Annotated in this window: 23 protein-coding genes and 1 other RNA gene; 5 read left to right on the top strand and 19 right to left on the bottom strand. The window is 40.8% G+C overall.

All coding sequences use genetic code 11. The annotated features are described in order from the left end of the window. Window positions 1–37: 37 nt before the first annotated feature. The 4 genes from rpoZ to A3I9_RS0104170 form a co-directional block, all read right to left on the bottom strand. On the bottom strand, window positions 38–352 hold the full coding sequence (rpoZ, locus tag A3I9_RS0104185) for a DNA-directed RNA polymerase subunit omega (RefSeq protein ID WP_018377805.1): 315 nt from the start codon (window positions 350–352) through the stop codon (window positions 38–40). A 25-nt stretch (window positions 353–377) separates the two neighbouring features. Further along, entirely contained in the window at window positions 378–1,004 is a 627-nt protein-coding gene (gene gmk / locus A3I9_RS0104180) for a guanylate kinase (RefSeq protein WP_018377804.1), read from the bottom strand. Between the two features lie 197 nt (window positions 1,005–1,201). Continuing rightward, window positions 1,202–1,405 (bottom strand): cold-shock protein, encoded by a 204-nt coding sequence (locus tag A3I9_RS0104175; RefSeq protein ID WP_018377803.1) that lies wholly within the window; start codon window positions 1,403–1,405, stop codon window positions 1,202–1,204. 189 nt (window positions 1,406–1,594) lie between these two features. Next, window positions 1,595–3,208, bottom strand: coding sequence for a ribonuclease Y (locus A3I9_RS0104170; protein WP_018377802.1), 1,614 nt, complete (start codon window positions 3,206–3,208; stop codon window positions 1,595–1,597). Between the two features lie 125 nt (window positions 3,209–3,333). Between A3I9_RS0104170 and A3I9_RS0104165 the strand changes: the two genes are divergently transcribed. After that, the gene (locus A3I9_RS0104165; protein WP_018377801.1) at window positions 3,334–3,816 is read left to right on the top strand and encodes an S-ribosylhomocysteine lyase; all 483 of its coding nucleotides are present in this window, start codon (window positions 3,334–3,336) and stop codon (window positions 3,814–3,816) included. Window positions 3,817–3,919: 103 nt separating this feature from the next. Here A3I9_RS0104165 and A3I9_RS0104160 read toward each other — a convergent pair whose 3' ends face one another. From A3I9_RS0104160 to A3I9_RS0104145, 5 genes are all read right to left on the bottom strand, one after another. Continuing rightward, complete coding sequence (locus tag A3I9_RS0104160) at window positions 3,920–5,347, bottom strand: cell division site-positioning protein MapZ family protein (RefSeq protein ID WP_018377800.1); 1,428 nt, start codon at window positions 5,345–5,347, stop codon at window positions 3,920–3,922. 16 nt (window positions 5,348–5,363) lie between these two features. Further along, entirely contained in the window at window positions 5,364–6,515 is a 1,152-nt protein-coding gene (locus tag A3I9_RS0104155; protein WP_018377799.1) for a THUMP domain-containing class I SAM-dependent RNA methyltransferase, read from the bottom strand. A gap of 109 nt (window positions 6,516–6,624) precedes the next feature. Then, window positions 6,625–6,996, bottom strand: an RNA gene (rnpB, locus tag A3I9_RS13165) — RNase P RNA component class B. Window positions 6,997–7,018: 22 nt separating this feature from the next. Continuing rightward, on the bottom strand, window positions 7,019–7,357 hold the full coding sequence (gene gpsB, locus A3I9_RS0104150; RefSeq protein ID WP_018377798.1) for a cell division regulator GpsB: 339 nt from the start codon (window positions 7,355–7,357) through the stop codon (window positions 7,019–7,021). 70 nt (window positions 7,358–7,427) lie between these two features. Further along, window positions 7,428–7,961 (bottom strand): SLOG family protein, encoded by a 534-nt coding sequence (locus A3I9_RS0104145; protein ID WP_018377797.1) that lies wholly within the window; start codon window positions 7,959–7,961, stop codon window positions 7,428–7,430. Window positions 7,962–8,032: 71 nt separating this feature from the next. Between A3I9_RS0104145 and recU the strand changes: the two genes are divergently transcribed. The 3 genes from recU to rsmG all read left to right on the top strand — a co-directional run bounded on the left by recU (window position 8,033) and on the right by rsmG (window position 11,576). Continuing rightward, window positions 8,033–8,644, top strand: a complete 612-nt coding sequence (gene recU, locus A3I9_RS0104140) for a Holliday junction resolvase RecU (protein WP_018377796.1) — start codon at window positions 8,033–8,035, stop codon at window positions 8,642–8,644. Then, window positions 8,634–10,790, top strand: a complete 2,157-nt coding sequence (pbp1a, locus tag A3I9_RS0104135) for a penicillin-binding protein PBP1A (protein WP_026217318.1) — start codon at window positions 8,634–8,636, stop codon at window positions 10,788–10,790. Before recU ends, pbp1a begins: the two co-directional genes overlap by 11 nt. Window positions 10,791–10,862: 72 nt before the next feature. Continuing rightward, window positions 10,863–11,576, top strand: coding sequence for a 16S rRNA (guanine(527)-N(7))-methyltransferase RsmG (gene rsmG / locus A3I9_RS0104130; protein WP_018377794.1), 714 nt, complete (start codon window positions 10,863–10,865; stop codon window positions 11,574–11,576). An 11-nt stretch (window positions 11,577–11,587) separates the two neighbouring features. On the opposite strand, the gene A3I9_RS0104125 is transcribed toward rsmG, so the two are convergent. The 9 genes from A3I9_RS0104125 to A3I9_RS0104080 form a co-directional block, all read right to left on the bottom strand. Continuing rightward, window positions 11,588–12,499 (bottom strand): TDT family transporter, encoded by a 912-nt coding sequence (locus A3I9_RS0104125; protein WP_018377793.1) that lies wholly within the window; start codon window positions 12,497–12,499, stop codon window positions 11,588–11,590. Between the two features lie 9 nt (window positions 12,500–12,508). Further along, the gene (locus tag A3I9_RS0104120) at window positions 12,509–13,159 is read right to left on the bottom strand and encodes a uridine kinase family protein (protein ID WP_018377792.1); all 651 of its coding nucleotides are present in this window, start codon (window positions 13,157–13,159) and stop codon (window positions 12,509–12,511) included. A 53-nt stretch (window positions 13,160–13,212) separates the two neighbouring features. Continuing rightward, complete coding sequence (gene trhO, locus A3I9_RS0104115) at window positions 13,213–14,199, bottom strand: oxygen-dependent tRNA uridine(34) hydroxylase TrhO (protein WP_018377791.1); 987 nt, start codon at window positions 14,197–14,199, stop codon at window positions 13,213–13,215. A gap of 585 nt (window positions 14,200–14,784) precedes the next feature. Further along, entirely contained in the window at window positions 14,785–15,774 is a 990-nt protein-coding gene (gene lplA, locus A3I9_RS0104105) for a lipoate--protein ligase (protein WP_018377789.1), read from the bottom strand. Between the two features lie 91 nt (window positions 15,775–15,865). Then, complete coding sequence (locus A3I9_RS0104100; protein ID WP_156809166.1) at window positions 15,866–16,039, bottom strand: hypothetical protein; 174 nt, start codon at window positions 16,037–16,039, stop codon at window positions 15,866–15,868. Between the two features lie 187 nt (window positions 16,040–16,226). After that, window positions 16,227–17,975 carry a dihydrolipoyl dehydrogenase gene (lpdA, locus tag A3I9_RS0104095; RefSeq protein WP_018377787.1) on the bottom strand — a complete coding sequence of 583 codons (1,749 nt, stop codon included), beginning with the start codon at window positions 17,973–17,975 and terminating at the stop codon, window positions 16,227–16,229. A gap of 192 nt (window positions 17,976–18,167) precedes the next feature. Continuing rightward, entirely contained in the window at window positions 18,168–19,547 is a 1,380-nt protein-coding gene (locus tag A3I9_RS0104090) for a dihydrolipoamide acetyltransferase (RefSeq protein WP_018377786.1), read from the bottom strand. 106 nt (window positions 19,548–19,653) lie between these two features. Further along, on the bottom strand, window positions 19,654–20,649 hold the full coding sequence (locus A3I9_RS0104085; RefSeq protein ID WP_018377785.1) for an alpha-ketoacid dehydrogenase subunit beta: 996 nt from the start codon (window positions 20,647–20,649) through the stop codon (window positions 19,654–19,656). A gap of 35 nt (window positions 20,650–20,684) precedes the next feature. After that, on the bottom strand, window positions 20,685–21,650 hold the full coding sequence (locus A3I9_RS0104080; protein ID WP_018377784.1) for a thiamine pyrophosphate-dependent dehydrogenase E1 component subunit alpha: 966 nt from the start codon (window positions 21,648–21,650) through the stop codon (window positions 20,685–20,687). 232 nt (window positions 21,651–21,882) lie between these two features. Between A3I9_RS0104080 and A3I9_RS0104075 the strand changes: the two genes are divergently transcribed. Then, the gene (locus tag A3I9_RS0104075; RefSeq protein WP_018377783.1) at window positions 21,883–22,557 is read left to right on the top strand and encodes a trimeric intracellular cation channel family protein; all 675 of its coding nucleotides are present in this window, start codon (window positions 21,883–21,885) and stop codon (window positions 22,555–22,557) included. 70 nt (window positions 22,558–22,627) lie between these two features. Here the strand turns inward: A3I9_RS0104075 and A3I9_RS13360 are convergent, their stop codons facing one another. Beyond that, the gene (locus A3I9_RS13360) at window positions 22,628–24,766 is read right to left on the bottom strand and encodes a leucine-rich repeat protein (RefSeq protein ID WP_018377782.1); all 2,139 of its coding nucleotides are present in this window, start codon (window positions 24,764–24,766) and stop codon (window positions 22,628–22,630) included. Between the last annotated feature and the right edge of the window lie 93 nt (window positions 24,767–24,859).

Below are 24,859 nucleotides of genomic sequence, written 5' to 3'. Positions count from 1 at the left end.
TAAGAACAATAAAAGAGGGAAACCCTCCCCTCTTCTTTTAGATTTTTTCGCCTTCTTCTTTTTCCTTAGCGATTTGTTCTTTAATCTTGCGTTCTTCTTCTTCACGGCGAAGGCGCTCTTCTTCTGCACGACGGCGAACAGCCTCACGTTTTGCTTCCGGATCTGGATGGATAATAACATTGCCAGACTCGATTTCTTCTAGGGCTCGTAAAGTAGATTTTACAGAAGTAAATTCCTGAGTTGGGGTGGCTCCTGATTCTAGTTCGTGTGCCCGTTTTGCTTCTAAAATAACCAATGAATATTTGGATGGTACTTTGTCCAACAAGGTATCAATGGAAGGTTTCAACATCATATTTGTTTCTCTTTTCTATATTTACTTAACGAGCAGTGACCTGCTCTCGGATCATCTCATCATATCGGCCAATCACACGATCCACTCGGAAATGCTCAGCTTCAATGATGCGCTTGACACGCTCTGCAGCCAAGGAGACCTGATCATTGACTACTGCATAATCGTACTCACGCATAAGGGCGATTTCTTCCTTGGCACGTTCAATCCGCTGAGCAATCACCTCAGAGCTATCTGTTCCACGGCCAACCAACCGCTCTTGTAATTCTTCTAAATCAGGTGGCGTCAAGAAAATAAAAACACCATCTGGCACTTTCTGCTTCACTTGCAGAGCACCCTGGACTTCAATTTCTAAAAAGACATCCACTCCGCGATCTAAAGTCTCATTGACATAGGTCAAAGGAGTTCCGTAGTAGTTGCCAACATATTCAGCGTATTCCAACATCTGACCCTGACGAATCAAATCTTCAAACTCTTCCCGAGACCGGAAAAAGTAATCTACTCCATCCACCTCACCAGGACGCTGAGGGCGAGTCGTCATAGACACAGAATATTCAAATTTATTATCAGAGCTTTCAAAAATTTCTTTCCGAACGGTTCCTTTTCCAACACCCGATGGTCCGGAAAAGACGATCAATAATCCACGTTCCGTCATGACATCTCCTTCTCAATCTTTCTATTTAGTGTATCAGAAATGACCTAATATTTCAAGCTTAAAATCGAATGTTTTCCAGCTATCAATCTCAGCTTTTACAAACGAGTAACGTACTCCCGCTATCTACTCTATTATTTGGCACAATCTATCTTCAGAATACAAAAAAAAGCTATGATATCATAGCTCCTCTTCATTCCTTACGCAAGTTTCGTAATGTTTGTTGCTTGTGATCCACGCTGGCCTTCTTCCACATCAAACGATACTTTTTGACCTTCTTCTAATGATTTAAAACCATTTGATTGGATGGCAGAAAAATGTGCAAATACATCTGGTCCATTTTCTTGTGAAATGAAACCAAATCCTTTTTCTGCGTTAAACCATTTTACTGTACCTTGTGCCATTTTGAGTTACCTCTTTTTTCTTTATTTGTAAAAACTATTTAAGAGGGAAAACAAAAGACATCTAATACTTTAACTCAAAAAACCTCTTTACAGTTTCCACTTTTACAGTATCTAGCAGATAAGTCAAAAAGAAACCTTTATTTTCAAAAAAAGTATCCCAAATAAAATTCAGGATACTCTTCATTTACTTTATTTTGCAACATCTGTTGCACGAGTCTCACGAATGACTGTAATTTTGATATTCCCTGGGTAATCCAAGTTATTCTCAATTTTCTCACGAATATCATGTGCTAAAATGGTCACTTTATCATCATTGACGATGTTTGGATGAACAATAATCCGGACTTCACGACCTGCTTGAATTGCATAAGCCTGCTTGATTCCTTCAAAGCTATTAGCAATTTCTTCTAAGTCTTGGAGACGTTTGATATAAGCTTCCATCGACTCGCGGCGTGAACCTGGACGAGCCGCACTCAAAGCATCTGCAGCCGCAACAATCACTGCAATTGTACTTTGCGCTTCTACATCTCCATGGTGACTAGCAATCGTATTGACAACCACAGGATTTTCCTTGTACTTACGAGCCAATTCAGTCCCAATTTCAACGTGGCTTCCATCGACTTCACGGTCAATGGCTTTTCCGATATCATGCAAAAAACCAGCACGGCGAGCCAAGTTGACATTTTCGCCCAATTCAGCAGCCAATACTCCTGAGAGTTTCGCTACCTCAATCGAATGACGAAGAACATTTTGTCCATAAGAAGTGCGGAAATGTAGGCGTCCCATTGTCTTAATCAAATCAGGATGCAGGTTTGGAGCCCCAATTTCATAAGCTGCTGCTTCACCATACTCGCGGATACGATTGTCCATTTCAAGACGGTATTTTTCCACCAACTCTTCAATACGGGCTGGATGAATTCGGCCATCTTGGAGGAGGGCTTCCATGGTCATGCGGGCGATTTCTCGACGAATCGGATCAAATCCAGACAAGACAACCACTTCTGGTGTATCATCAATGATAACGTCAATCCCTGTCAAACTCTCAAAGGTGCGAATGTTACGACCCTCACGGCCAATAATCCGTCCCTTCATGGCATCATCTGGCAGATGCACAGAGGTAATGGTCTGTTCTGCAACATATTCTCCAGAAATCCGTTGCATGGCTTGTGCTAACAAATCTTTTGCAATCTTATCCGAACGTTCCTTAACATCTCGCTCTGCCTCTTTAATACGCGTTGCAACCTCATGGGATAATTTGTCACGCGTATCCGCTAAAATTAATGCCTTAGCTTCTTCTTGACTCAAAGAAGCTACTTTTTCTAATTCAAGAGCCTTTTGCTCTTCTAATTGCGCAACCTGTTTCTCACGCTCGTCAATGTGTTTAGACTTATCTGTCAGACTTTGTTCTTTTTGCTCCAAAGTCTTTTCCTTGCTCGTCAAGTTGTCATCCTTGCGATCCAAACTGCTAGCTCGCTCCGTCAACCGCAATTCCGCTTGACGAAGTTCTTGTCTTTCAGACTTGAATTCCTCTGCAATTTCTTCTCGATACTTACGAGCCTCTTCCTTGGCTTCCAAAAGCAATTCTTTTTTCAAGGATTGGCGGTCGCGTTCAGCAGTCTTCACAATTGATTCTGCCTCTTGCTCAGCCTTTCCACGGATATTACTTGCTTCTTGTTCAGCATTCAAAAGTGTCAATTCTGCTGTTTCCTTAGCAGATTTCATCTTTACAGAAATGGCTAGATAACCTATTACTAAACCAATGAGCGCGGAAACTAGGGCAATTACGACAAACATAATATCCATTTTCCACCTCGTTTTTTTAATTAGATTTTGTAAAAAATCCTTTATCATTTTAACATATTTCAAACGATTTCACAAATCAAATTTTAAATATGATATAATCAATTAAAGAATAAAAGGAGACCATTATGACTAAAAAAGTAATTGTTGAAAGTTTTGAATTAGATCACACTGCTGTCAAGGCCCCCTATGTCCGATTAATATCGGAAGAGGCAGGGCCGAAAGGGGATATCATTACCAATTTTGACATCCGTTTCGTCCAGCCAAATAAAGATTCTATCCCGACGGCCGGATTGCACACTATTGAGCATTTACTGGCAGGGCTCATTCGCCAACGAATCGATGGGATGATTGATTGTTCCCCATTTGGTTGTCGAACTGGTTTTCATATGATTATGTGGGGACAACATTCTTCAACTGAAATCGCACTGATTATTAAGGATTGTCTGAAAGAAATCGCCCATGTCACGACTTGGGAAGATGTTCCTGGTACAACGATTGAATCTTGTGGAAACTACAAGGACCACAGCCTCTTTTCTGCAAAGGAATGGGCAAAACTGATCCTAGAACAGGGCATTTCCGATGATCCGTTTGAACGCCGATTAGTGTGACAATAATACTGACATGTATCTCCAATAAAAGACAACAAGGCTAGGACAATGTCCTAGCCTTGTTGTGTTTCAACTGCGCAATCCGAATGGCTGTTTTTGTTTATTAAAAATCGACATCATCTGCATAACCAGCACCATTCCCAACGAAATAACCTGTCTTACAGTTAATCGAAAAGAGGTATGTTCCATCTGGGCGGAATAGATTGTAATAGCCTCTTCCATTGATGATATTGACTTTTTCCAAAATATATTGATTGCCCACAATATAGCCACGTTGTTGAGAAATGGCAATAATTTTCTCCAAAACACCAGGATTAAAAATCCAAGCCTCGTTATTGACATCATCAATTTTTGATTGGTCATATGGCACACGACTTAAATTTCGTTGTAGAGTCACTCCAGCAGGCACTGGAATACCATACAATCCACCTGTACTAGCGTTGCCTGCTGGCGCTGGATTCTGTACATTTCCTGCTGGTTCTACAGACGGGGCTGGCGCCGGAGATGGTGCTGGAGTTGCAGCTGCTACACTATTGTTGCCCGAATCTGTTCCCGCTGTTTGGGCTGGCGCCTCGGAAGACTTAGGTACATCCTGTGTGCGACCAAAATTTATAGCAGATGTCAATAAGGCATCGACTGCTGATAAACCAGTTGTGGTAGCTGTAAAAGTTGCATTGGCTTTTACAGTCGCTGTTGTGTCCAACTCACCATTTACAATTGCCGATTTATCAAATTGCCCATTAATTGTTTGAATCGCTTTGATGGCTTTTTCAAGTGCCTCATATTTTGCCTTTGCTGAGCCATACCCTTTTGCTGTACTTCCGATTTTCTCCAACGCCGTCTTCAATTCAGGAAGCTTGCCAAACATATCATTTTTAATCTTAGTTTGACTACTATCTGTAAAGAAGGTCTTATACAAGGTTTCAAAAGCTGTCACATTGGCATCTTTCTCACTTGAGCTGGACGTTGTAGTTTGTTTACTCGCAGTTGTTGATGAGGTACGACTAGTTGGTGATGATGAATTGAACCAAATATAAGCACCTGCTAGCGAACCAAGCAAAATAGTACCCAGTCCTCCCCAGACAAAAGCCTTCTTTTTACCTGAATTGTTTGTTTCAGTCACAACATCTTCTGTTTCCTCTAATGGTTCGATTGGAGTTTTTAGAGAATCTGCAACTATCACCTGTTCTGGCTCAACTGACTGAGGTTGCAATTCTGGTTCCACTATATCAGCTGCCTTTTCTTGCGCCTCTATTTCGGTGGTTTCGTCAGGAGTCTCCATTGGAACTTCTTCTGGAACTAGCGGTGCCGAACTGATAATTGTTTCAAATTTCTCTGCTTCTATATCTTCTCTGTGTTGCTTGATATAGCGATCTAAGATATTGTCATTTTCTTCAACACCATCTTGTAATTCCTTTTGCCTGCGAGCAATTTGACCCACGGTCATTTCTTTTGCAGCATCAAACTCCAAGTTTTTTTCTTCTGAAGACGCCACTTTGGGATGGTACTGCTTCCGCTTTTTTTTCGCCATTATCTTGTCCTCCTACTTAGCTAGAACGTTTGACTCGTTGACCAAAGAATTGATACAAGTCAACTTTTAGCGTTCCGTTGTAAAGTTTTCTCTTTTTATCAGCTACACTGCCATAACGAGCTTCGAATTTTTCATCACTGGTTAGGATAAATTTTGACCAGGTTGTTAATGGCGCGAAGGTTTGCCCCATTTCTTTATACAATTGGGCAATTGCGTCGTCGTCCAACAAACGCTCACCATATGGTGGGTTTGACAGAATCACACCATTAATCTTTTCGGTTTTTAAATCTTGAAGACGCATTTGTTTGAAGGTAATGTCTTGGTCAACACCAGCTGCAAAGGCATTTTTCTTGGCAATCTCGATCATTCGTGCATCAATATCTGTCCCCAAAATATCCAACTCAATATCTGTCCGAATCATTTCCTGGGCTTTTTGACGATGTTGCTGCACCAACTGCTGGTCGACCCAATTCCATTCTTCAAAGGCAAATCGTCTTTTCAAACCAGGAGCCATTCGACGTGCCATCATCGCCGCCTCAATACAAAAAGTTCCTGAACCACAAGTTGGATCGATCAGTGGTTTATCGGGATACCAATTCGAAAGTTGTAAAATGGCCGCCGCCATATTTTCTTTGATAGGTGCTCCACCTTTCTCCACACGATAGCCACGCTTAAATAAACTAGAGCCTGTCGTATCAATCATGACAGTGGCAACATCTTTCAAAATAGAGACTTCAATCTTAAATTCAGCTCCAACTTCCTGAAGTGGAACCCCTTCTGGACGATGGAAGTGCTTCTGCAATTTCTTGACAACCGCTTTTTTAGAAATTGCTTGAACACTTGGCTCATTGTGTAACTTTGATTTGACACATTTTGCCTTTGAAATTGGAAATTTGCAGCCCAAGGGCAGGTAGTTTTCCCAATCTAAGGCAAATACTCCTTGAAACAATTCTTCAAAAGTCCGTGCTGGAAATTGACCAACGATCAGTTTAATCCGATCCGCAGCTCTCAACCAAAGATTGGTTTCGATAATGGCATCGATTCCACCTGAAAATCGAACTCGTCCGTTTTCAACTTGGCACTCATAGCCCAATTCTCGTAATTCTCGACCAACTACCGCCTCTAAACCAGCCGCAGCTGTTGCAATAACATTAAATGTTTTTTTCATTCTTCTCACTTTTATCTATCTGTTACAGTTGACTTTTTTGAAGTTTTTACACTACCATAACAAGAAAGTCTAGGTACATTCGTCCTAGACTCAACCTATGTATGCAATTTTCTGTAAGCCATGTTTTGTTCCGAAGGCAACTAGGTATTGCCTTCATCGATAATCATCTGTCTACTGTATGGGTATACAGTCAGGAAAGACCGTTCGTTTCCAGCTTTCCCATGCCCCGACCAAAATTTGGGTTGCTAGCTTGAGGGGTTTACCGCGTTCCACTTTTTATGTTTCCATAAAAACTACGTCACTGTGGCACTTTCAGAGCTATTCAGGCATATCAGAAAGACGTAGCCCTTTTACTCGCCGTAACATATTACTATGTCCCTAGGCTTATGCATTCGCCTAGCACAAACACTACCGGCATCACAGCCAGTGCTAGCATGGACTTTCCTCATGGTAGCAAACTACCACGCGATTATCCAAAAATTGCACCTCTCATTTTACACTACTTATTCTTGTTCTTGCGCAATTTGCTTGCCGAAGACTTCCTTTTCTAGACGGTTTAAACGGCGTAAAATATCAAAGTTTGTTGCAGAAGAAGCACGTTCTGTACGTAATGTATCTGATTCTTCTGCTACAGGAGCTGGCGCAGCTTTAGGTGCATTTGCCACCTGCGCTTTCAATCGAGCAATTTCTCCTTTGAGCTCTTTGATGATTGCTTCATAGGCATCGTAGTCTTTCATAATGTTATCTAGGAAATCGTTCACCTCATCCTGATCATACCCACGAAATCCAATTTTAAAATCTTGCTCATAAATATCTTTTGTCGTAAATTTAATGGTTGCCATTGCTCTCTCCCTAATCTAAAATGTCGCTACTTCTAGTATATTATAAAATATAGGCAAAAAGCAAGCCAAATCATCTATTTCTTGTAAAATTTTCTGCTAGGTCATTTAAATCATCAAAGTGAAGGACTTGAACTGGGTATTCCTCTTTTTGTGAGATCATTTGGTACAAATATTTCAAATTCGTCTCATTTTCTGTATCGTAAAAAAGATAGGCACCGTCTGTATTTTCTAGCAAAAACTGATTAAAGTCTCGAAACTGACTAGGATTTTCATAACGGGGATAAGCACTCTTTACAAAATCCGCCTGTTGGAAAAGAGCCAATTTTTGTTGATTTCCCTCGTTCCAGTTTTCACCATGAGTCGCAAACGGAAAAATCGTTGCCGTCTGAATAGCAAATCCTTTAGTCCGGAGCTCTTCTACCACCTCTAAAGTCCAATACTCGAAACCCAGATTTCCAGTAAAAATAAACCATTCAACACCATTTTCTAACATTCGAGTACAATCTCTTCGAATAGCCTCTTTGATAATTTGAATTTTGGGGTCTTTGTCCGAAAAAATCCCCAAATCATGTTGCTTATATCCCGCTACTAATACACTTTTCATACTCAATCCTTGTACTCTTTTCTTATAATATGGTATAATATGCTGATATTATTCTATCAAGAAGGAGTTCTATGGTCAATTATCCTCATCAGGTGAAGAAAAACATCATAGGCCTGCACCCATCTCCTCGCAAAAAGCAAATAGACTTTGCAAATCGTGGAATGAGTTTTGAATCTGCTATTAATGACAGTAATCAATACTACTTGGCTCATGGTACAGCTGTTATTCATAAAAAACCAACACCTGTGCAAATTGTCAAAGTAGATTACCCTAAACGTAGTCGAGCTAAAATTGTAGAGGCCTATTTCAGACAAGCTTCTACCACAGATTACTCTGGTGTTTACAAGGGCTATTATATCGATTTTGAGGCTAAGGAAACAAGGCAAAAAACGGCGATGCCCATGAAAAACTTTCATAGCCATCAGATTCAACACATGGCGCAGGTATTACAACAAAAAGGAATTTGTTTTGTTCTCCTTCACTTCTCAACCCTGAAAAAAACCTATCTCTTACCAGCACAAAAGTTGATTGACTTCTATCAGATTGACAACGGTGGAAAATCTATGCCGATTGATTACATTCGGAAAAACGGTTTTGAGATACAAATGGGAGGCTATCCCAGCCTTCCCTATCTAAAGATTGTAGAAGAAAAATTATTAGGTGGTGACCATTTTGAAAAATGAGACCTTAAAAAGAATACTTGTCATAATAGCCAATATCCTTCTAGCTGGCTTTATCATTGTGACACTCGCGGGAGCTACGCTTGTAGCACACTATGTTCGAACAGCTCCAAAACTGACTGAAGAGGCTTTGACAGCCACAACTTCTAGTAAGATTTACGATAAAAATGGACAGCTCATTACTGACTTAGGTTCTGAAAAGCGTTCAAATGCAAAGACAGCAGAAATCCCAAGTGACTTAGTCAACGCCATTGTAGCCATTGAGGATCAACGGTTCTTCAATCATCGAGGAGTCGATGTTATCCGAATTGCTGGTGCATTCTTAAACAATTTAACGAGTGGCAATCTTCAAGGTGGTTCTACTTTAGATCAGCAATTTATCAAACTGTCTTATTTCTCTACCTCGACTGAAGATCAAAATATCAAACGAAAAATCCAAGAAGCTTGGCTTGCTATGCAATTGGAAAGACGGAATACCAAACAAGAAATTTTGACTTACTATATCAATAAGGTCTATATGTCAAATGGAAATTACGGTATGAAAACTGCTGCGAATGCTTATTACGGCAAAGAGTTAAAAGATTTGAATTTATCTCAAATTGCTCTTTTAGCTGGGATGCCACAAGCTCCCAACCAGTACGATCCTTATACACAACCAGAGGCCGCAAAACACAGACGCGATATTGTCCTTGGCGAAATGCTAGAAGAAAAGTATGTCACCAAAGAGCAATACGACATTGCTGTCGCTACACCTGTGACAGATGGTCTTCAACCACTGACCAACACTTCTTCCTATCCAACCTATATGGACAACTACTTAAAAGAAGTCATCGAAGAAGTGGAAACAAAAACAGGCTACAATCTACTGACAACCGGAATGGATGTCTATACGAATGTGGATCCAAAGGCTCAAGAGCAACTCTGGAATATCTATAATACTCCTGACTATGTCAATTACCCCGATGATACTATCCAAGTAGCCTCTACCGTAGTCGATGTGACAAACGGTAAAGTAGTGGCTCAACTTGGTTCACGTCACCAGGCTAGCAATGTTTCTTTCGGGACGAACCAGGCCGTTGAAACCAATCGTGATTTCGGGTCAACCATGAAACCAATCACAGATTATGCCCCAGCATTAAAAAACGGTGTCTATACATCAACAGCAGATAGCATCATCGACAATCCATATTACTATCCAGGAACAACGACTCCTGTTTACAACTGGGACAAGTCCTATTATGGCGCCATGACCTTCCGGTCCGCTTTACAGTACTCTAGAAATGTGCCAGCTGTTAAAGTTCTAGAAGCTACAGGTCTGGATAAAGCTAAAGAATTTTTGAGCAGTGTCGGTATTGAATATCCTGAGATCCACTACTCAAATGCGATTTCTAGTAACACTGCCGACTCTAGCAGTAAATACGGAGCCAGCACTGAAAAGATGGCTGCAGCCTATGCGGTCTTCTCAAACGGTGGTACTTACTACAAGCCTCAATACGTCAATAAAGTGGTTTTCACCGATAATACCACCAAAGAATTCGCTCCAGAAGGCAAACAAGTATTAACACCGGAAATTGCCTATATGATGACTGACGTTCTAAAAAGTGTTATGACTTATGGAAATGGTCTCAACGGAGCCGTTAGCGGTGTCCCACAAGCCGGAAAAACTGGAACATCTAACTACTCTGATACAGAGTTAGAGACTATTTTAACTTCGAACGAAGCTGCTCATTATAGTTCCATGATTGCTCCAGATGAGAATTTTGTCGGCTTCTCCACAAAATACTCTATGGCAGTTTGGACAGGCTATTCGAATCGGTCAACACCAATCCTAGATAACGGTATCTTGGTTGCAACGGATGTTTTCCGAAGCATGATGACCTACCTTAATCCGGTAGAAACAGCTACTGATTGGGAAATGCCAGATGGCCTCTACCGCTCAGGCTCCTATCTCTATCTTGCAGGAGCTCAGCCGCGTTACAATACATATGTTAGTGATACCAATTACACGACGACTAGCGCCGCTCCAGTAGAAAGCACTACCGCAGCCACTGTTACTTCTACTCCAAGTGTAGGAACCCCAGCAAGTAATGATCCTACAGCTACTTCAACTGAGCCTGCACCAGCACCAAACGCTACTGCAGGACAATAACTGGATAAAAAACTCAGATAAGATGAACTTATTTGAGTTTTTCTTTTCATCAGATTATGGTAAGATAGAACTATGAAATCAGAAGTCTTTTATGATGAGCTTGCAAAACAAGGTTTCGAGCTCTCTGAACAACAAAAATCACAATTTAAACGCTATTTCGAATTATTGGTTGAATGGAACAAGCATATCAATTTGACAGCTATCACTGAAGAAGATGAGGTTTACCTCAAACACTTTTATGATTCGCTTGCTCCTGTCCTTCAAGGTTATCTAACCAATCAACCGATAAAACTACTGGATATTGGAGCTGGTGCTGGCTTTCCAAGTCTTCCAATGAAAATCCTCTGTCCGCAATTAGAAGTGACCATCATTGATTCTCTCAATAAGCGCATTAACTTTTTAACAGTCTTAGCTGAAGAATTAGAACTTGAAGGTGTTCGTTTTTACCATGGTCGTGCAGAAGATTTCGCTCATGATAAGTCCTTCCGTGCTCAGTTTGACTTGGTCACCGCTCGCGCTGTTGCCCGGATGCAAGTCCTTTCAGAGCTAACCATTCCTTATTTAAAAACAAATGGGAAGTTGATTGCTCTCAAAGCTTCTAATGCAGAAGATGAATTGAGCCAAGCCAAAAATGCCCTCACTTTGCTCTTTGCAAAAGTAGTAGAAAATCTGGACTACCAACTGCCTAATGGCGATCCTCGTACGCTCACCATTGTGGAAAAAAAGAAAGAAACGCCAAATAAATATCCACGAAAAGCTGGATTGCCAAATAAACGACCACTATAAAAAGCTACCTCTCAGGTAGCTTTTTGTCTTAGATACAAAAGATATTGCCAAAAAACATAGCAAACGAGGAGAGTAGCTACCCCAGTTTCACCCCCTACCCCAAAAAGATAAGGAGAAGGCAACTTAAGCGTTGTGACAGAAAGCTTCAGTGACGTTGCAGAAATCACAAACGGAAAGGTAAAGGCAGAGAATCCGGGATTAAAAGGCCGACGGAGTAAATTTGGAACTTGGCATAGAACAAAAACATAGAGCATTTGTGAAACAAGTAATAGTATCCAAACTACCCTAAAATCTATCTGTTGAGGAAAGGTATTGATATAACTGGCTAACAGGAGAGAGACTGGGGCACAGAAAGTTGATATATTGGGTTTTATTGCCTCAGGCAAGCCAATGCGATAAGCACGAATAGCCATGAAGGGTAACACAACTATTGTCGCAACGAGACCATACCAAAAAATGAATTGTCCAATTTCATAAGTGTCACTAACAGAGGCTGTCAATCCAGATACAGCAATTCCAACATACAAGACTGACCAAGATGGAAAGACAAATTCCCAGCGAAAGTGCCATGTAAAATTCCAAAAGAAGAATAGGATGAGGCCAGCATTTCCCAAAAAGGATAGCCACCATAGGGCTCTCGCTAGAAAATCAAGCCCCAACAGTTGTTGTAGATAAGTCGCAAATAACATCCCTGACATGAAAAAAGTTGGAAATACTGATGCTACTAATGGTTGATACAATTGTTTTTTCACCTCTTTAGGGTGACGAATCATACCAAATATCAATATAAGATAGAGAAGCAAGGCTATACTCCCAAGAACTAACCGAAAGGGGAGCCAATAAGCCCCTAACAGATTTCCAAGTGCAGCTAAACCTAACACAAGGCCGGACATGACTAAGGGGGGATTTTCCCAATTTTCCATTTTGATAACCTATCTTTCTTTCTCAATCTGACATTTTTCTATTTTAAACTGATTGCTAGACTGGTTCACAATCACATCGAAGTCCTTCTTATATTTTTCCATATAGAGCTGGTATTGGCGACGGCGATGAGATTGGGTTTGTCTCACAAATGCCGCATCACGACCACGTTCTGTCGTGTCACGCGCCAATCGTCTTGCAAGTTCTGTCTCAGCATCTGTATAAAAGAAAATCGATACATCAAAGAGGTCTTTCTCTAAAAAAGTAGGTGTCATGCCTTCTACTATCGTAACAGGACAGTCAGCTTTCAATACATATTCTGGTGACCATGGTGTATCAATTGTCAGAACATCCATCCCACGCGCGAGCATCGTCAAATCACGTCTCAGACTATCGAAGTCATGCCGACTAGGATGACAGGCCGTTAGAGTGCCAATCTCCTCGACTCCATCGACTTCATCTCGTAACAACAGGGTTTGAGGCGTCCTATTAGAGACGATATAAGCATCGGTTTCAAGGATCTGCGCTATCCCTGCTGGAAAAGCTGCCTGTAACCTTTGGGCAAAAGTGGATTTGCCAGATGCACCGTGTCCACAAATTCGGATAATGGTACGATGACGTCCCTTAGTAAAATCTACTATTTTTTTGATGATATTTTCCATATACTAATTATAACAAAAAACAGTAAAGGCAACATCCTCTACTGTTTTTATTTTTACGCAAGGGTAACTTCTGGCAAGGTTTCACCAATCGCATCTAAGCGAGCAGCCCATTCTTTGCGGGTCAATCCATTTTCAGCTACATAGCGATTACGCTCATGAGCACGGCATTCTGCTGAACAACCGCGTACGTATTTGTGTTCTGTCTCTTCTGACATGAAAATTTGCTTGTTACAAAATGGGTTAGCACAATTCACATAGCGCTCACATTCTTCACCAGTGATGTAATCACGACCAATAACAGTTGGGTTCACACGGTTGACAGGTACTGAAATACGCTCATCAAAGACATACATTGCACCTTCCCAAAGCTCACCCCTCACCTCAGGATCCTTACCGTAGGTGACAATACCACCGTGAAGCTGGCCAACATCCTTGAAGCCTTCACGAACCATCCAGCCTGAGAATTTCTCACAGCGGACACCACCTGTACAGTAGACCACTACACGTTTTTCCATGAATTTTTCTTTGTTATCACGAACCCATTGTGGTAACTCACGGAAATTGCGGATATCTGGACGAATCGCTCCGCGGAAGTGACCCAAATCATATTCATAGTCATTACGCGTATCAAGAACGACTGTGTTTTCATCCAGAAGAGCTTCCTTGAACTGTTGTGGATTGAGATATTCACCTGTTATTTCAAGAGGGTTGATATCACTGTCAAAATCATTGTCTTCTAATCCAAGGTGAACAATTTCTTTCTTATAGCGAACAAACATTTTTTTGAACGCATCTTGTGGTTCTTCATCGATTTTAAACCACAAATCCGCAAAACGTTCATCTGCATGAACCCAGTCCATGTATTTTTGAGTCGTTTCGTAGTCCCCTGAAACAGTACCGTTGATCCCTTCATCAGCAATCAAGATACGGCCTTTGAGACCAATTGATTTACAAAAAGCAAGGTGTTCTGCAGCATATTCCCTGGCATTTTCAATCGGAACATATTTATAATAAAGTAATACACGAATATCGTTTGACATAAAACTCTCATTCTTTCCAAAATATTAGATAATTTTAATCTTCTATCATTGTATCGTTTTCACGGGAATATAGGAAATGATTTGTTTGATAAAAACATCACAATTTGAAAGTAGCATCGAGTGACAATGAAATGCAAACTTCCTGTCTTATTCATACCAATAACATTAAAATGGCATTAAGAAACTAAATAAAATACAAAGAATATTGTCAAATTATTTATTTTTTATAAGGTTTTTATTTGATTTTACAAAACCTATTGAAAAATAGATTTCGTTGCCATAAAATAAAGGTGCAAAAGTTTTCGTTACATTGAAAATGAACGAGGAGGAACGAGCAAATGAAACAGTACCGTTTACAATTTTATAAAAACGGCTTTTTCTACCTGTTTCTGTTTAACTCTTATGTTTTTTATAAAATAGGACTATTCCAGCAGATGGGATGGTAGGCCCTACTCGCTATTTTTTTATTAGGTCTCCAACTGTATGTGGTCTTTACAACAACACCACAAACAAACCGCGTCAAACTGGCTTGAAGCCATAATAAGAAAAAACATCAGGCTGGATTTTTGTCCAACCTGATGTTTTTTATGCTACGATGGCTTTTGCGACTTCTTCTACAGTCATACGTGAAAAGTAATGGGTCGTGTCAATGGTTTGCAATTTGGCTAAAACATCTGTGTATTCGTAGCGGGTACCGACAAGGAGTTCTTCGATATCAGATACATCCCCAATTCCAAAGAAATCCCCATAAATCTTAATGGCTTCAATGACGGATTTTTCTGTCTTGATATAAGAAGTAATCTTACCTGCTGGGTAGCGGACACTGCGTTCTACTGTGTATTCAGGTGTTGCACCAAAATTCCATTCCCAAGTGCCAAATTGAGTGTCACGAAGTTCTTGGATAGCCGCTAAATCTTCTTCTGTCAAGACGTATTCATCCATATCAGGATATTCTTTTTTCATCTGCTCAAGAATCGCATCTTTAAACTCTAAGACTGTCATTTTCTTAGGTAATTCATTATTGATGTTGGTCACACGAGCGCGAACAGATTTGACACCTTTAGATTCAATCTTGTCTTTAGAAACTTTGAGCGCATCTCCTAAAACTGACATATCCACATCAAATAACAAACAGCCATGGTGCATCATACGACCTTTGGCATAGGCTTGCGCATTGCCACAAATTTTCTTGCCATCAATTTCTAGGTCATTACGTCCTGTGAAATTCGCTTCTACTCCTAGTGTTGCTAAGGTATCAATCACAGGCTTTGAGAAGGTCTTGAAATCAAATGCCCCTTCTTCAGATTTATTGGAAATGATGGTATAGTTGAGGTTATTGAGGTCATGATAGACTGCGCCGCCACCTGAAAGACGACGATTAACATGGATGCCGTGGGCGTCTGTATATTCCTTATTGATTTCTTGAATCGCATTTTGATGCTTCCCGATGATAATGGCAGGTTCGTTAATCCAGAGGATAAAAATCTCATCAATAGCGGTCAACTCCTTGAAAGCATAGGCTTCAAGAGCAATATTATAAGATGGGTCATTACTATTGTTTACAATATATTTCATAGGAACTCCTTAAAAGATGAAAGTGTTTTCTATCCTTTTCATTATATCAAAAATAGGCAAATCTATAAAAGATTTTGCCTATTTTTACTATCTATTCAGCGATTGCCGTCATAATAACCGTCTCGCCTTTTTCATCACGGTCAAATGCGGAAGAAGAATCACTACGTAACTCTCCCTTCGCTAATCCCAGACCAAGGCTGACTGTTGTATAGTCTATCTTAGATGAATGAATACGATTTTTCCATACATTATAATAAAAGTTCATTGCCAGATATTTTTCATAGGTCACTCCATTTTTTCTATATACTCTTCATTTATGTTATCATACACCAATAGAATTGACAATATCCTCTCATGATAGTCTATTCACATTGGATCTATTCAAGAAATTTTACACTTTCTGTAACAAGAAAAAACTCCCAATGGGAGCTTTTTGCTTTTTGTTACCTAGCTTATTTACGTTTTGGTGGGTTATGGATAGCCTCTCCAAGAACATCCATGAAGGCTTCATACATGTTTTCTGAGAAGGTTGGGTGTCCGTGGATTGATTGAGCGACATCATCCACTGTCAATTCAGCTTCCATGATTGTTGATGCTTCATTCGCAAGTTCTGCCGCAGCTGGTCCAATGATATGAACACCTAAGATTTCATGGTATTTTGGTTCTGCAATCACTTTAACAAAACCGTGTGCTTCGTTAGAAGCAATCGCACGACCATTTCCAGCAAAGCTAGAACGTCCAACCAACACATCTCCATATTGTTCACGCGCTTGTTCTTCTGTTAAGCCAACCATTGCCACTTCTGGGTGTGTGTATACAGCAGCTGGTGTGTAGTCAAGTTTCGCTTTACGAACATTACCGTGCATTGCATTTTCTGCCGCCACTTCACCCATCCGGTAAGCAGCGTGAGCAAGCATTTTCGTACCATTCACATCTCCTGGAGCATAGATACCTGGGATAGATGTTTCTTGGTAGGCATTCACTTTGATACGGTTACGATCCATTTCAAGGTTAAGATTTTCAAGGCCAGCCAATTGTGGTACACGTCCGATAGAAAGCAGAGCTTTTTCAGCGACAACTTCTTCACCATTGTTAAGTTTCAATGTTAATTGGTTATTAGCTTCAACAATTTCTGACACACCAACGTTTGTCTTGATGGTCATGCCTTTTTTAGAAAGGATTTTTTGAAGTTCAAGTGAGACTTCCTTATCCATACCTGGGATGATGCGGTCAGCCATTTCAATAACGGTAACTGGGACACCGTATGACGCCCAAACAAGTCCAAGCTCGATACCAACGACACCACCACCCATAACAGCAAGTGATTTTGGCATTTCTTTCAGGTCAAGGATGTCATCTGAAGTCAATACAAGTGGTGATTCAATACCTGGGATATTGATACGTGATACTTTTGAACCAGTCGCAAGGATGATGGAACGTCCTTTGATAGTTTCTGAACCAATCGTAACTGTCTTATCTGGGTTAACTTGACCAAGTCCGTTGAACATAGTTACTTTGTTAGCCTTCAAAAGACCTTTAACGCCACCAGTCAAGGTACGAACAACTGAGTTCTTAAAGTCAACTGTTTTATCCATGTCAATCGCATAGTTCGTAGAAGCAAGGTTGATACCACGTCCAGCTGCAATTTTAAGACCATCAAGAATTTCAGCATTCTTAAGGTATGTTTTCGTTGGAATACATCCAACATTCAAGCAAGTACCACCAAATTCTGATTTTTCAACGATAGCAACTTTACCACCAAGCTGAGCACCGCGAATCGCTGCGTAGTAACCTGCAGGACCACCACCGACAACAATCATGTCGTATTCATTTGCTGCAAGATCTGCTTTTGGTGCTTGTGCTGCAACGGATGGTGCGGCAGGCACTTCAAGACCAGCTGCTTTGAGATCAGCTGTGGCTTGTGCTACTTCAGCAGGAGCTGCTGTTTCACCAACCACTTCCCCTTCTGCACCGAGATAAGCAATGACTTCCGTAACAGGTACGACTGCACCATTGCCATGAACGATTTTCAATAGGACACCAGAGTCTTCTGCTTCCAATTCCATACTTGTCTTATCAGACATCATCTCCAAGATAACATCACCTTCATTGACAACATCACCTTCCTGTTTTTTCCATTCGATGATTTCGCCTTCTTGCATGTCCACGCCAAGTTTTGGCATAATAATTTCAATTGCCATGTTTAAGATACCAAGAGCGAAAAGAAAGCGACTGAAAAATAGGAAATCGTGGAAAATCCTGATTTTCCAAACGATTTATCTTTTTTCCGAGCTTTCCGCTCGGGTTCAGTTCTCACTTTCTCTCGTTCTACATCCTTTCTTTCTTTTGTTTAAAAGCTTCTATTATTTCTAGCCTAGGTCTCTATATTGTCATCAGATCAATAATTCCAATGGATTTTCCAGTAAGTTCTTGAGGTCCACCATGAATTTCGCACCGTTCATACCGTCGATAATACGGTGGTCAATGGTCAAATTCAAGCCCATAATTGGACGAATCTTGATTTCACCATCGATGACAACTGGTGTTTGAACTGTTGCAGAAACCCCCAAGATTGCTGAGTTTGGTTGGTTAATGATAGGGTTAAATGATTTTGTTCCGAACATTCCCAAGTTGGTAATAGAGAAGGTTGAGCCCGACATTTCAGCTGACTTCAACTTACCAGTTTGAGCTTTTTTGATAACATCTTTTGAAGCCACAACGAATTCGGACAAACTCATCTTATCTGCACCATGGACAACTGGTACAACCAAGCCGTCATCCAAACCAACTGCGATACCGATATTGACAAATTTGTGCAACTCAATTTCTTGCGCATCATTGATAAGAGAAGCATTCATATAGCGATGTTCTTCCTTCATCAAGGTACGAGTAACCGCTAGACCAATCAAATCAGTGAAGGTCACTTTAAGACCCGTCTTGTTCATGATTGGTTCAAGGACTTGCTTGCGAAGTGCCATGAGGTTAGTCATGTCAATGTCATAATTGAGCGTAAAGGTTGGTGCCGTTAGATATGAATGCGTCATACCCTTCGAAATTGCCTTACGCATTGCGGACATCTTGATGATTTCAACGCCTTCTGGCAATTCTTTAGCAGGTTTTTCTTCTTTCACTGGTGCCACTTGTGCTGCAGGAGCTTGTGCGGCAAGAACTGCCAAGACATCTTCCTTGGTAATTTTACCACGAGCACCCGTTCCAACAACCGTTGTAAGATCAATTCCTTTATCAACAGCCATTTTCGCAGCAAGTGGAGTGGCTTTTGGTTGTGCACCTTTAAAGTTTTCAACATCTTCTTTATGCACACGACCGTTGGCACCTGTACCTGGTACAAGTCCGAGGTCAATGCCTAAGTCACGAGCTGATTTACGAGCCGCAGGTGTTGCACGAACTTTGCCACCACCTTGTGGTTTGGCTGGTGCTGCAGCTGGTGTTTCTACAGGTGCTACCACTTGTACTGTTTCCTTCTCCACTACTGGAGTTGTTGGAGCAGGAGCGCTTCCGACTTCTACTGTTTCGCCCTCAGCACCGATGTAGGCAATCACCTCGGTAACTGGAACAACTGCGCCATTTCCGTGAACGATTTTTAAAAGGACACCTGACTCTTCTGCTTCCAATTCCATACTGGTTTTGTCAGACATCATTTCCAAAATAACGTCACCCTCATTGATGACATCGCCTTCTTGTTTTTTCCACTCGATGATTTCGCCTTCCTGCATATCTACACCGAGTTTTGGCATGATAATTTCGATTGCCATTGTATCTCCCTTCTTGAATGCTTGACCTTGTTCTCAATGTAAGGGTAACAAAGTCATGCTGGTCTAGGTAACATACCCGACCAGCAACATGAACTGTATGCTATGATTAGCCTTTTTTAACCGCCTTATACACGGCAGCTTTGATTTTTTCAACATTTGGCAAGATAGCATTTTCAAGAACAGCTGCATATGGTACAGGTACATCATCACTCGCCACACGCACGATAGGTGCATCTAAGTAGTCGAATGCTTCGCTCTCTGCTACCATCGCCGCAATTTCTCCAATGTAGCCCCCTGTCTTGTAAGCATCGTTTACAAGAACAAGACGGCCTGTTTTCTTGACAGAATTGATAATCATCTCTTTATCAAGTGGGATCAAGGTACGTGGGTCTACTACTTCTACGCTAATTCCTTCAGCTGCCAATTCATCGGCTGCTTGGATGGCACGCTCTAACATACGACCGTAAGATACGATAGTCACATCTGTACCTTCACGTTTGAGGTCACCCTTACCAAGTGGAATATAGAAATCTGGATCCAAGTTCACTTCTTCTTTTTTACCATATTGCGCTTTTGGTTCGATGAAAAGAACGATGTTATCATCTTGAATAGATGATTTCAACAAAGCTTTTGCTTCATTGACTGTTCCAGGAGCTACTACCTTAATTCCTGGGATGTGTGTCATCCACGCTTCAAGCGCCTGTGAGTGTTGCGCTGCAGAACCGATACCTGAACCTGACGCTACACGGAAGGTAACAGGGGTTTTAAGACCACCACCAAACATGTAGTTGTTTTTCGCACCGTTGTTGACAATGGCATCCATCGCAATCGTGATGAAGTCCATGAAGGTCAAGTCAACAATTGGACGAAGACCTGTAATCGCAGCACCAACAGCTGCACCTGCAATCGCAGCTTCAGAAATTGGTGTATCTTTGACACGTTTTTCACCAAATTCAGCCAGCATACCAACAGATGTACCAAAGTCACCACCGTAGATTCCAACATCTTCCCCCATCAAGAAAATCTTGTCGTCTTTACGCATTTCTTCTGACATGGCCAAGTTAATCGCTTCACGCAAGGCCATTACTTTTGTTTCAGTCATTTCTTTGTCTATTCCTTTCAAGTATTCTATCTAACTTAAACCCAAATGTCTTCGTAGGCAACAGAAATATCTGGATCTGGACTTTCTTGAGCAAATTTCACAGCCGCTTCAACTTGGTCTGCCACTTGCACCTCAATTGCATCTAATTCTTCAATTGTTGCAATCTTGTTTGCTGTTAAATATTCACGGTATTTCTTAAGTGGATCTTTTTTCTTCCACTCATCCACTTCTTCCTTCGTACGGTACACACCAGCATCCGCTGTTGAGTGACCAAACCAACGGTATGACTTCACTTCGACGATAGCTGGACCATTACCACCACGTACATACTCAAGTACTTCTTGCATCTTTTCGTAGACTGCAACAACATCATTTCCATCTTCTACATAGTGACCTGGAATTCCGTAAGCTTCCGCACGTGTGTATAAAAATGGTGTGTTTGTAGCTTTTTGAATATCCATTGAAATACCATAACCATTGTTGATGATAAAGAAGATAACTGGCAGTTTCCAAGTGGCAGCCATATTCACAGATTCATGGAAAGAACCTTCATTGGTAGCACCATCACCAGAGAATGCAATCACAACGTTATTGGTCCCTGTGTATTGTTGTGTCAAAGCTGCTCCAGTTGCCAAAGCAAACCCGCCACCAACGATACCATTTGTTCCATAGTTTCCTTTTTCAATGTTGGCCAAGTGCATCGATCCACCACGACCTTTTGATGAACCTGTTGCTTTACCGGCAAGCTCTGCCATCATCGCATTGATATCAATTCCTTTAGCAATTGTTTGACCGTGACCACGGTGATTTGAGAAGATAATGTCTTGGTCTGTTAAGCCAGCAATTGCACCAACCGATGCTGCTTCTTCACCAACAGAGAAGTGTGTCATCCCTTGCACAAAACCACGGCGTACCAATTTATTCAACTTCATATCCACATCGCGGATTTGTTGCATTTTCAAGAACATCTCTAAATGTTGCTCTTTTGTGATAGTAACCATAAGTCCTCCAAATAATAATTCTGATTCTCTACTATAATAGACCAAAAATTCACAAATGGCAAATATTTGAACTGTTTCTTACATGGAAAAGAAAGCCGTTACATCATTGATTTCGTGCGTTTTTTCACAATCATGTTTCGGATTTTATTCTGTATTTGTTTATTTTTTCACAAACTTCCACGTCGTTGATTCTCAGTGCTTTTTATGCTAAGATAAATGAAAGGAGATTGATATGGATTTTGATTTATTCTTACTGATTTGTAACTATATCGGAACAATTGCATTTTCTGTTTCCGGAGTTGTCAAAGGCTTTAAAAAGAATCTAGATATTTTCGGTATTACTCTTTTAGGCGTTATTACAGCAGTTGGTGGCGGTATTGTACGTGATACAATGATAGGGCATATACCAGCTGCTTTGACAGATCCATCCTCCATTTATTTATCCATTATTGTCGGAATCATCATGTACCTGATTGTCATCAATAAAAAACAGGAAACCACTTTGACTAGCCAGATGTATCGTTTTTTGACCATCACTAATCTTATTTTTGATTCGATTGGTCTAGCTATCTTCTCCCTAATTGGCGCTAGCGCAGGAGTGGGACTGAACTTGAATTTCATGACCACTGGCATTCTTGCCACCTTGACAGGCGTTGGAGGTGGAATCCTTCGAGATTTACTAGTCAATGAAACTCCTATTGTCTTAAAAGAAGACGTTTATGCACTTCTTGCACTAGGCGCAGGAATTTCTTACCATATTCTGGTACTTGATTTGAAATTTCCCCGTATCCCTGTCTACATTGGACTCTTTACTATTTTCCTCCTCATTCGACTTCTCATTATTAAATACAAGATTAATCTACCAAATATGCAAGTCAAAGAAGCCAAAAAAACCAACGTTCATTAAATTTTGAACATTGGTTTTTACTTGCGTTTTGAACTATCTAAACCATAAAAATTATCTAGATTTTATTCTGTTATTTCTGCTCGCGATAAGAAAAGTTAACACCATAATCAAAAGCATAATCTACTTTATTATTCAAGTGATTTGGAAGTTCAATATTCGTAATAAGATTTTCACCAAATGCCCCTCTATCAATTGACTGGACTCCATCTGGAATGTAAACATTACTTAATTTGTTTGAGTAAAAAGCATAGCCTTGGATATTTTTCAGAGTAGAAGGTAGTTCTATTGATGATAATTGATTCCCAGAAAATGCAGCTATTCCTATTGTTTCAACTCCTTCTGGAATCGTTACTTTTGTGAGATAGTTCACAGAAAATGCACGACTGCCAATTGTCTGTAATTTACCTTGTATTGGGAATTGAACACTAGTCAAATTATTAGTATAAAAAGCAGCTTCACCAATTGACTCTACTCCCTCTGGAATAATAACACTAGTTAATTTGTTTGAGTAAAAAGCAAAACGCTGAATATCTCTCAGAGTAGAAGGTAGTTCTATTAATGACAAATGATTCTCAGCAAAAGCCGATACTCCTATTGTTTCAACTCCTTCTGGAATCGTTACTTTTGTGAGATGGTTCACAGAAAATGCACGACTGCCAATTGTCTGTAATTTACCTTGTATTGGGAATTGAACACTAGTCAAATTATTAGTATCAAAAGCACCTTCAGCAATTGACTCTACTCCTTCTGGAATAATAACACTAGTTAATTTGTTTGAGCGAAAAGCAAAACGCTGAATATCTCTCAGAGTAGNAGGCAATTCTATTGATGATAATTGGTTATTGGAAAAGACACCAGAGCCAATATACTCTAATTTATTAGGGAGGCGGAGTGCTGTTAAACCACGATAGCTAAAGAATTTTTCATATACTCCACCTGTTTGGTCAATTCCTACAACTGTTTTNCCGCCTATTGTATCAGGAATATGCACATTTTTTCGGCTCCCAGTATAGCCTGTAATAATCACTTTGTCTGCTTGATCATTAGAAGGTCGAGTTATAAAGTCGCTTTCAGCATTTGGATTATCAATTGTATCAATGCTTGGATCTTTTTGTGACTTAGTTGTCATTTGAGTAGTTGTGGTAGGAGCCTGAGTTGTTGGTCTAGTTGTCGTAGTAGCCCGTGTAGTTGTTGTTGGTGCTTGGGTTGTTGTGACAATTGGTTTTTCAGTAGTGACCTTCGTTGTAGTTGTTGGCTTAGCCGTAGTTACTTTTGTAGTAGTTGTTGGTTTGGCTGTAGTCGTCTTAGTCGTAGTTTTCGGCTTAGCTGTCGTTACTTTGGTTGTAGTCGTTGGTTTGGCTGTAGTCGTCTTAGTCGTAGTTTTCGGCTTAGCTGTCGTTACTTTGGTTGTAGTCGTTGGTTTAGCCGTAGTTACTTTTGTAGTAGTTGTTGGCTTAGCCGTAGTCGCTTTTGTAGTAGTCTTTGGCTTAGCCGTTGTTGCCTTCGTCGTAGTTGTTGGCTTAACAGTAGTTGCCTTAGTTGTAGTTGTTGGCTTAGCCGTTGTTGCTTTTGTAGTTGTTTTTGGCTTAGCTGTAGTTGCTTTTGTAGTAGTTGTTGGCTTAGCCGTAGTCGCTTTAGTTGTAGTCTTTGGCTTAGCTGTAGTCGCCTTAGTTGTAGTTGTTGGCTTAACTGTAGTAGCCTTTGTCGTAGTCTTTGGTTTTGGTGCAGGAGTTGGTGGAACGGCTTTGCTTGGCTCTTTCAAACCATAAAAGGCAATGCCTTCCTGTCTCCAACCGCGTGATGCCAATACCTTGTATTCATTGGTATCTTTGGTATAGAGGTGTTTTCTGATACCTGTGTGGTAGAGGCGGTAGATAGGCAGGTCTCCATGTGAACGGTAGGCAGGTCCTTCCTGTCTCCAGCCGCGAGTACCAAGCACCTTGTATTCATTGGTGTCGCGAGTGTAGAGATGGACCTTGAGACCTGGATGGTAGAGACGGTAGACGATTTCGCCCTTGTCATCTGCGGTCAACCAAGCGACACCTTCCTGTCTCCAGCCACGAGTGGCCAATACCTTATATTCGTTGGTGTCTTTGGTGTAGAGGTGGACNTTGAGNCCTGGATTGTACAAGCGGAAGAGGCTTGTATCTGCGAATGCCCTACCTCCAAGGAGGCTAGCAAGGACGATAACGGTGCTCAATAGGCACATGGTTAAGCTTTTCTTTTTCACCTTAAACCTTCTTTCTAGTTACTTACTCATAACTCACTTCGCGATCCTTAAAAGTAATTATGTAGCAAATGA

This window comes from Streptococcus ovis DSM 16829, from assembly GCF_000380125.1.
Classification (GTDB): Bacteria; Bacillota; Bacilli; order Lactobacillales; family Streptococcaceae; genus Streptococcus; species Streptococcus ovis.
Note: the sequence above shows the minus strand (reverse complement) of the source record. Positions and strands in the feature narration are given on the sequence as shown.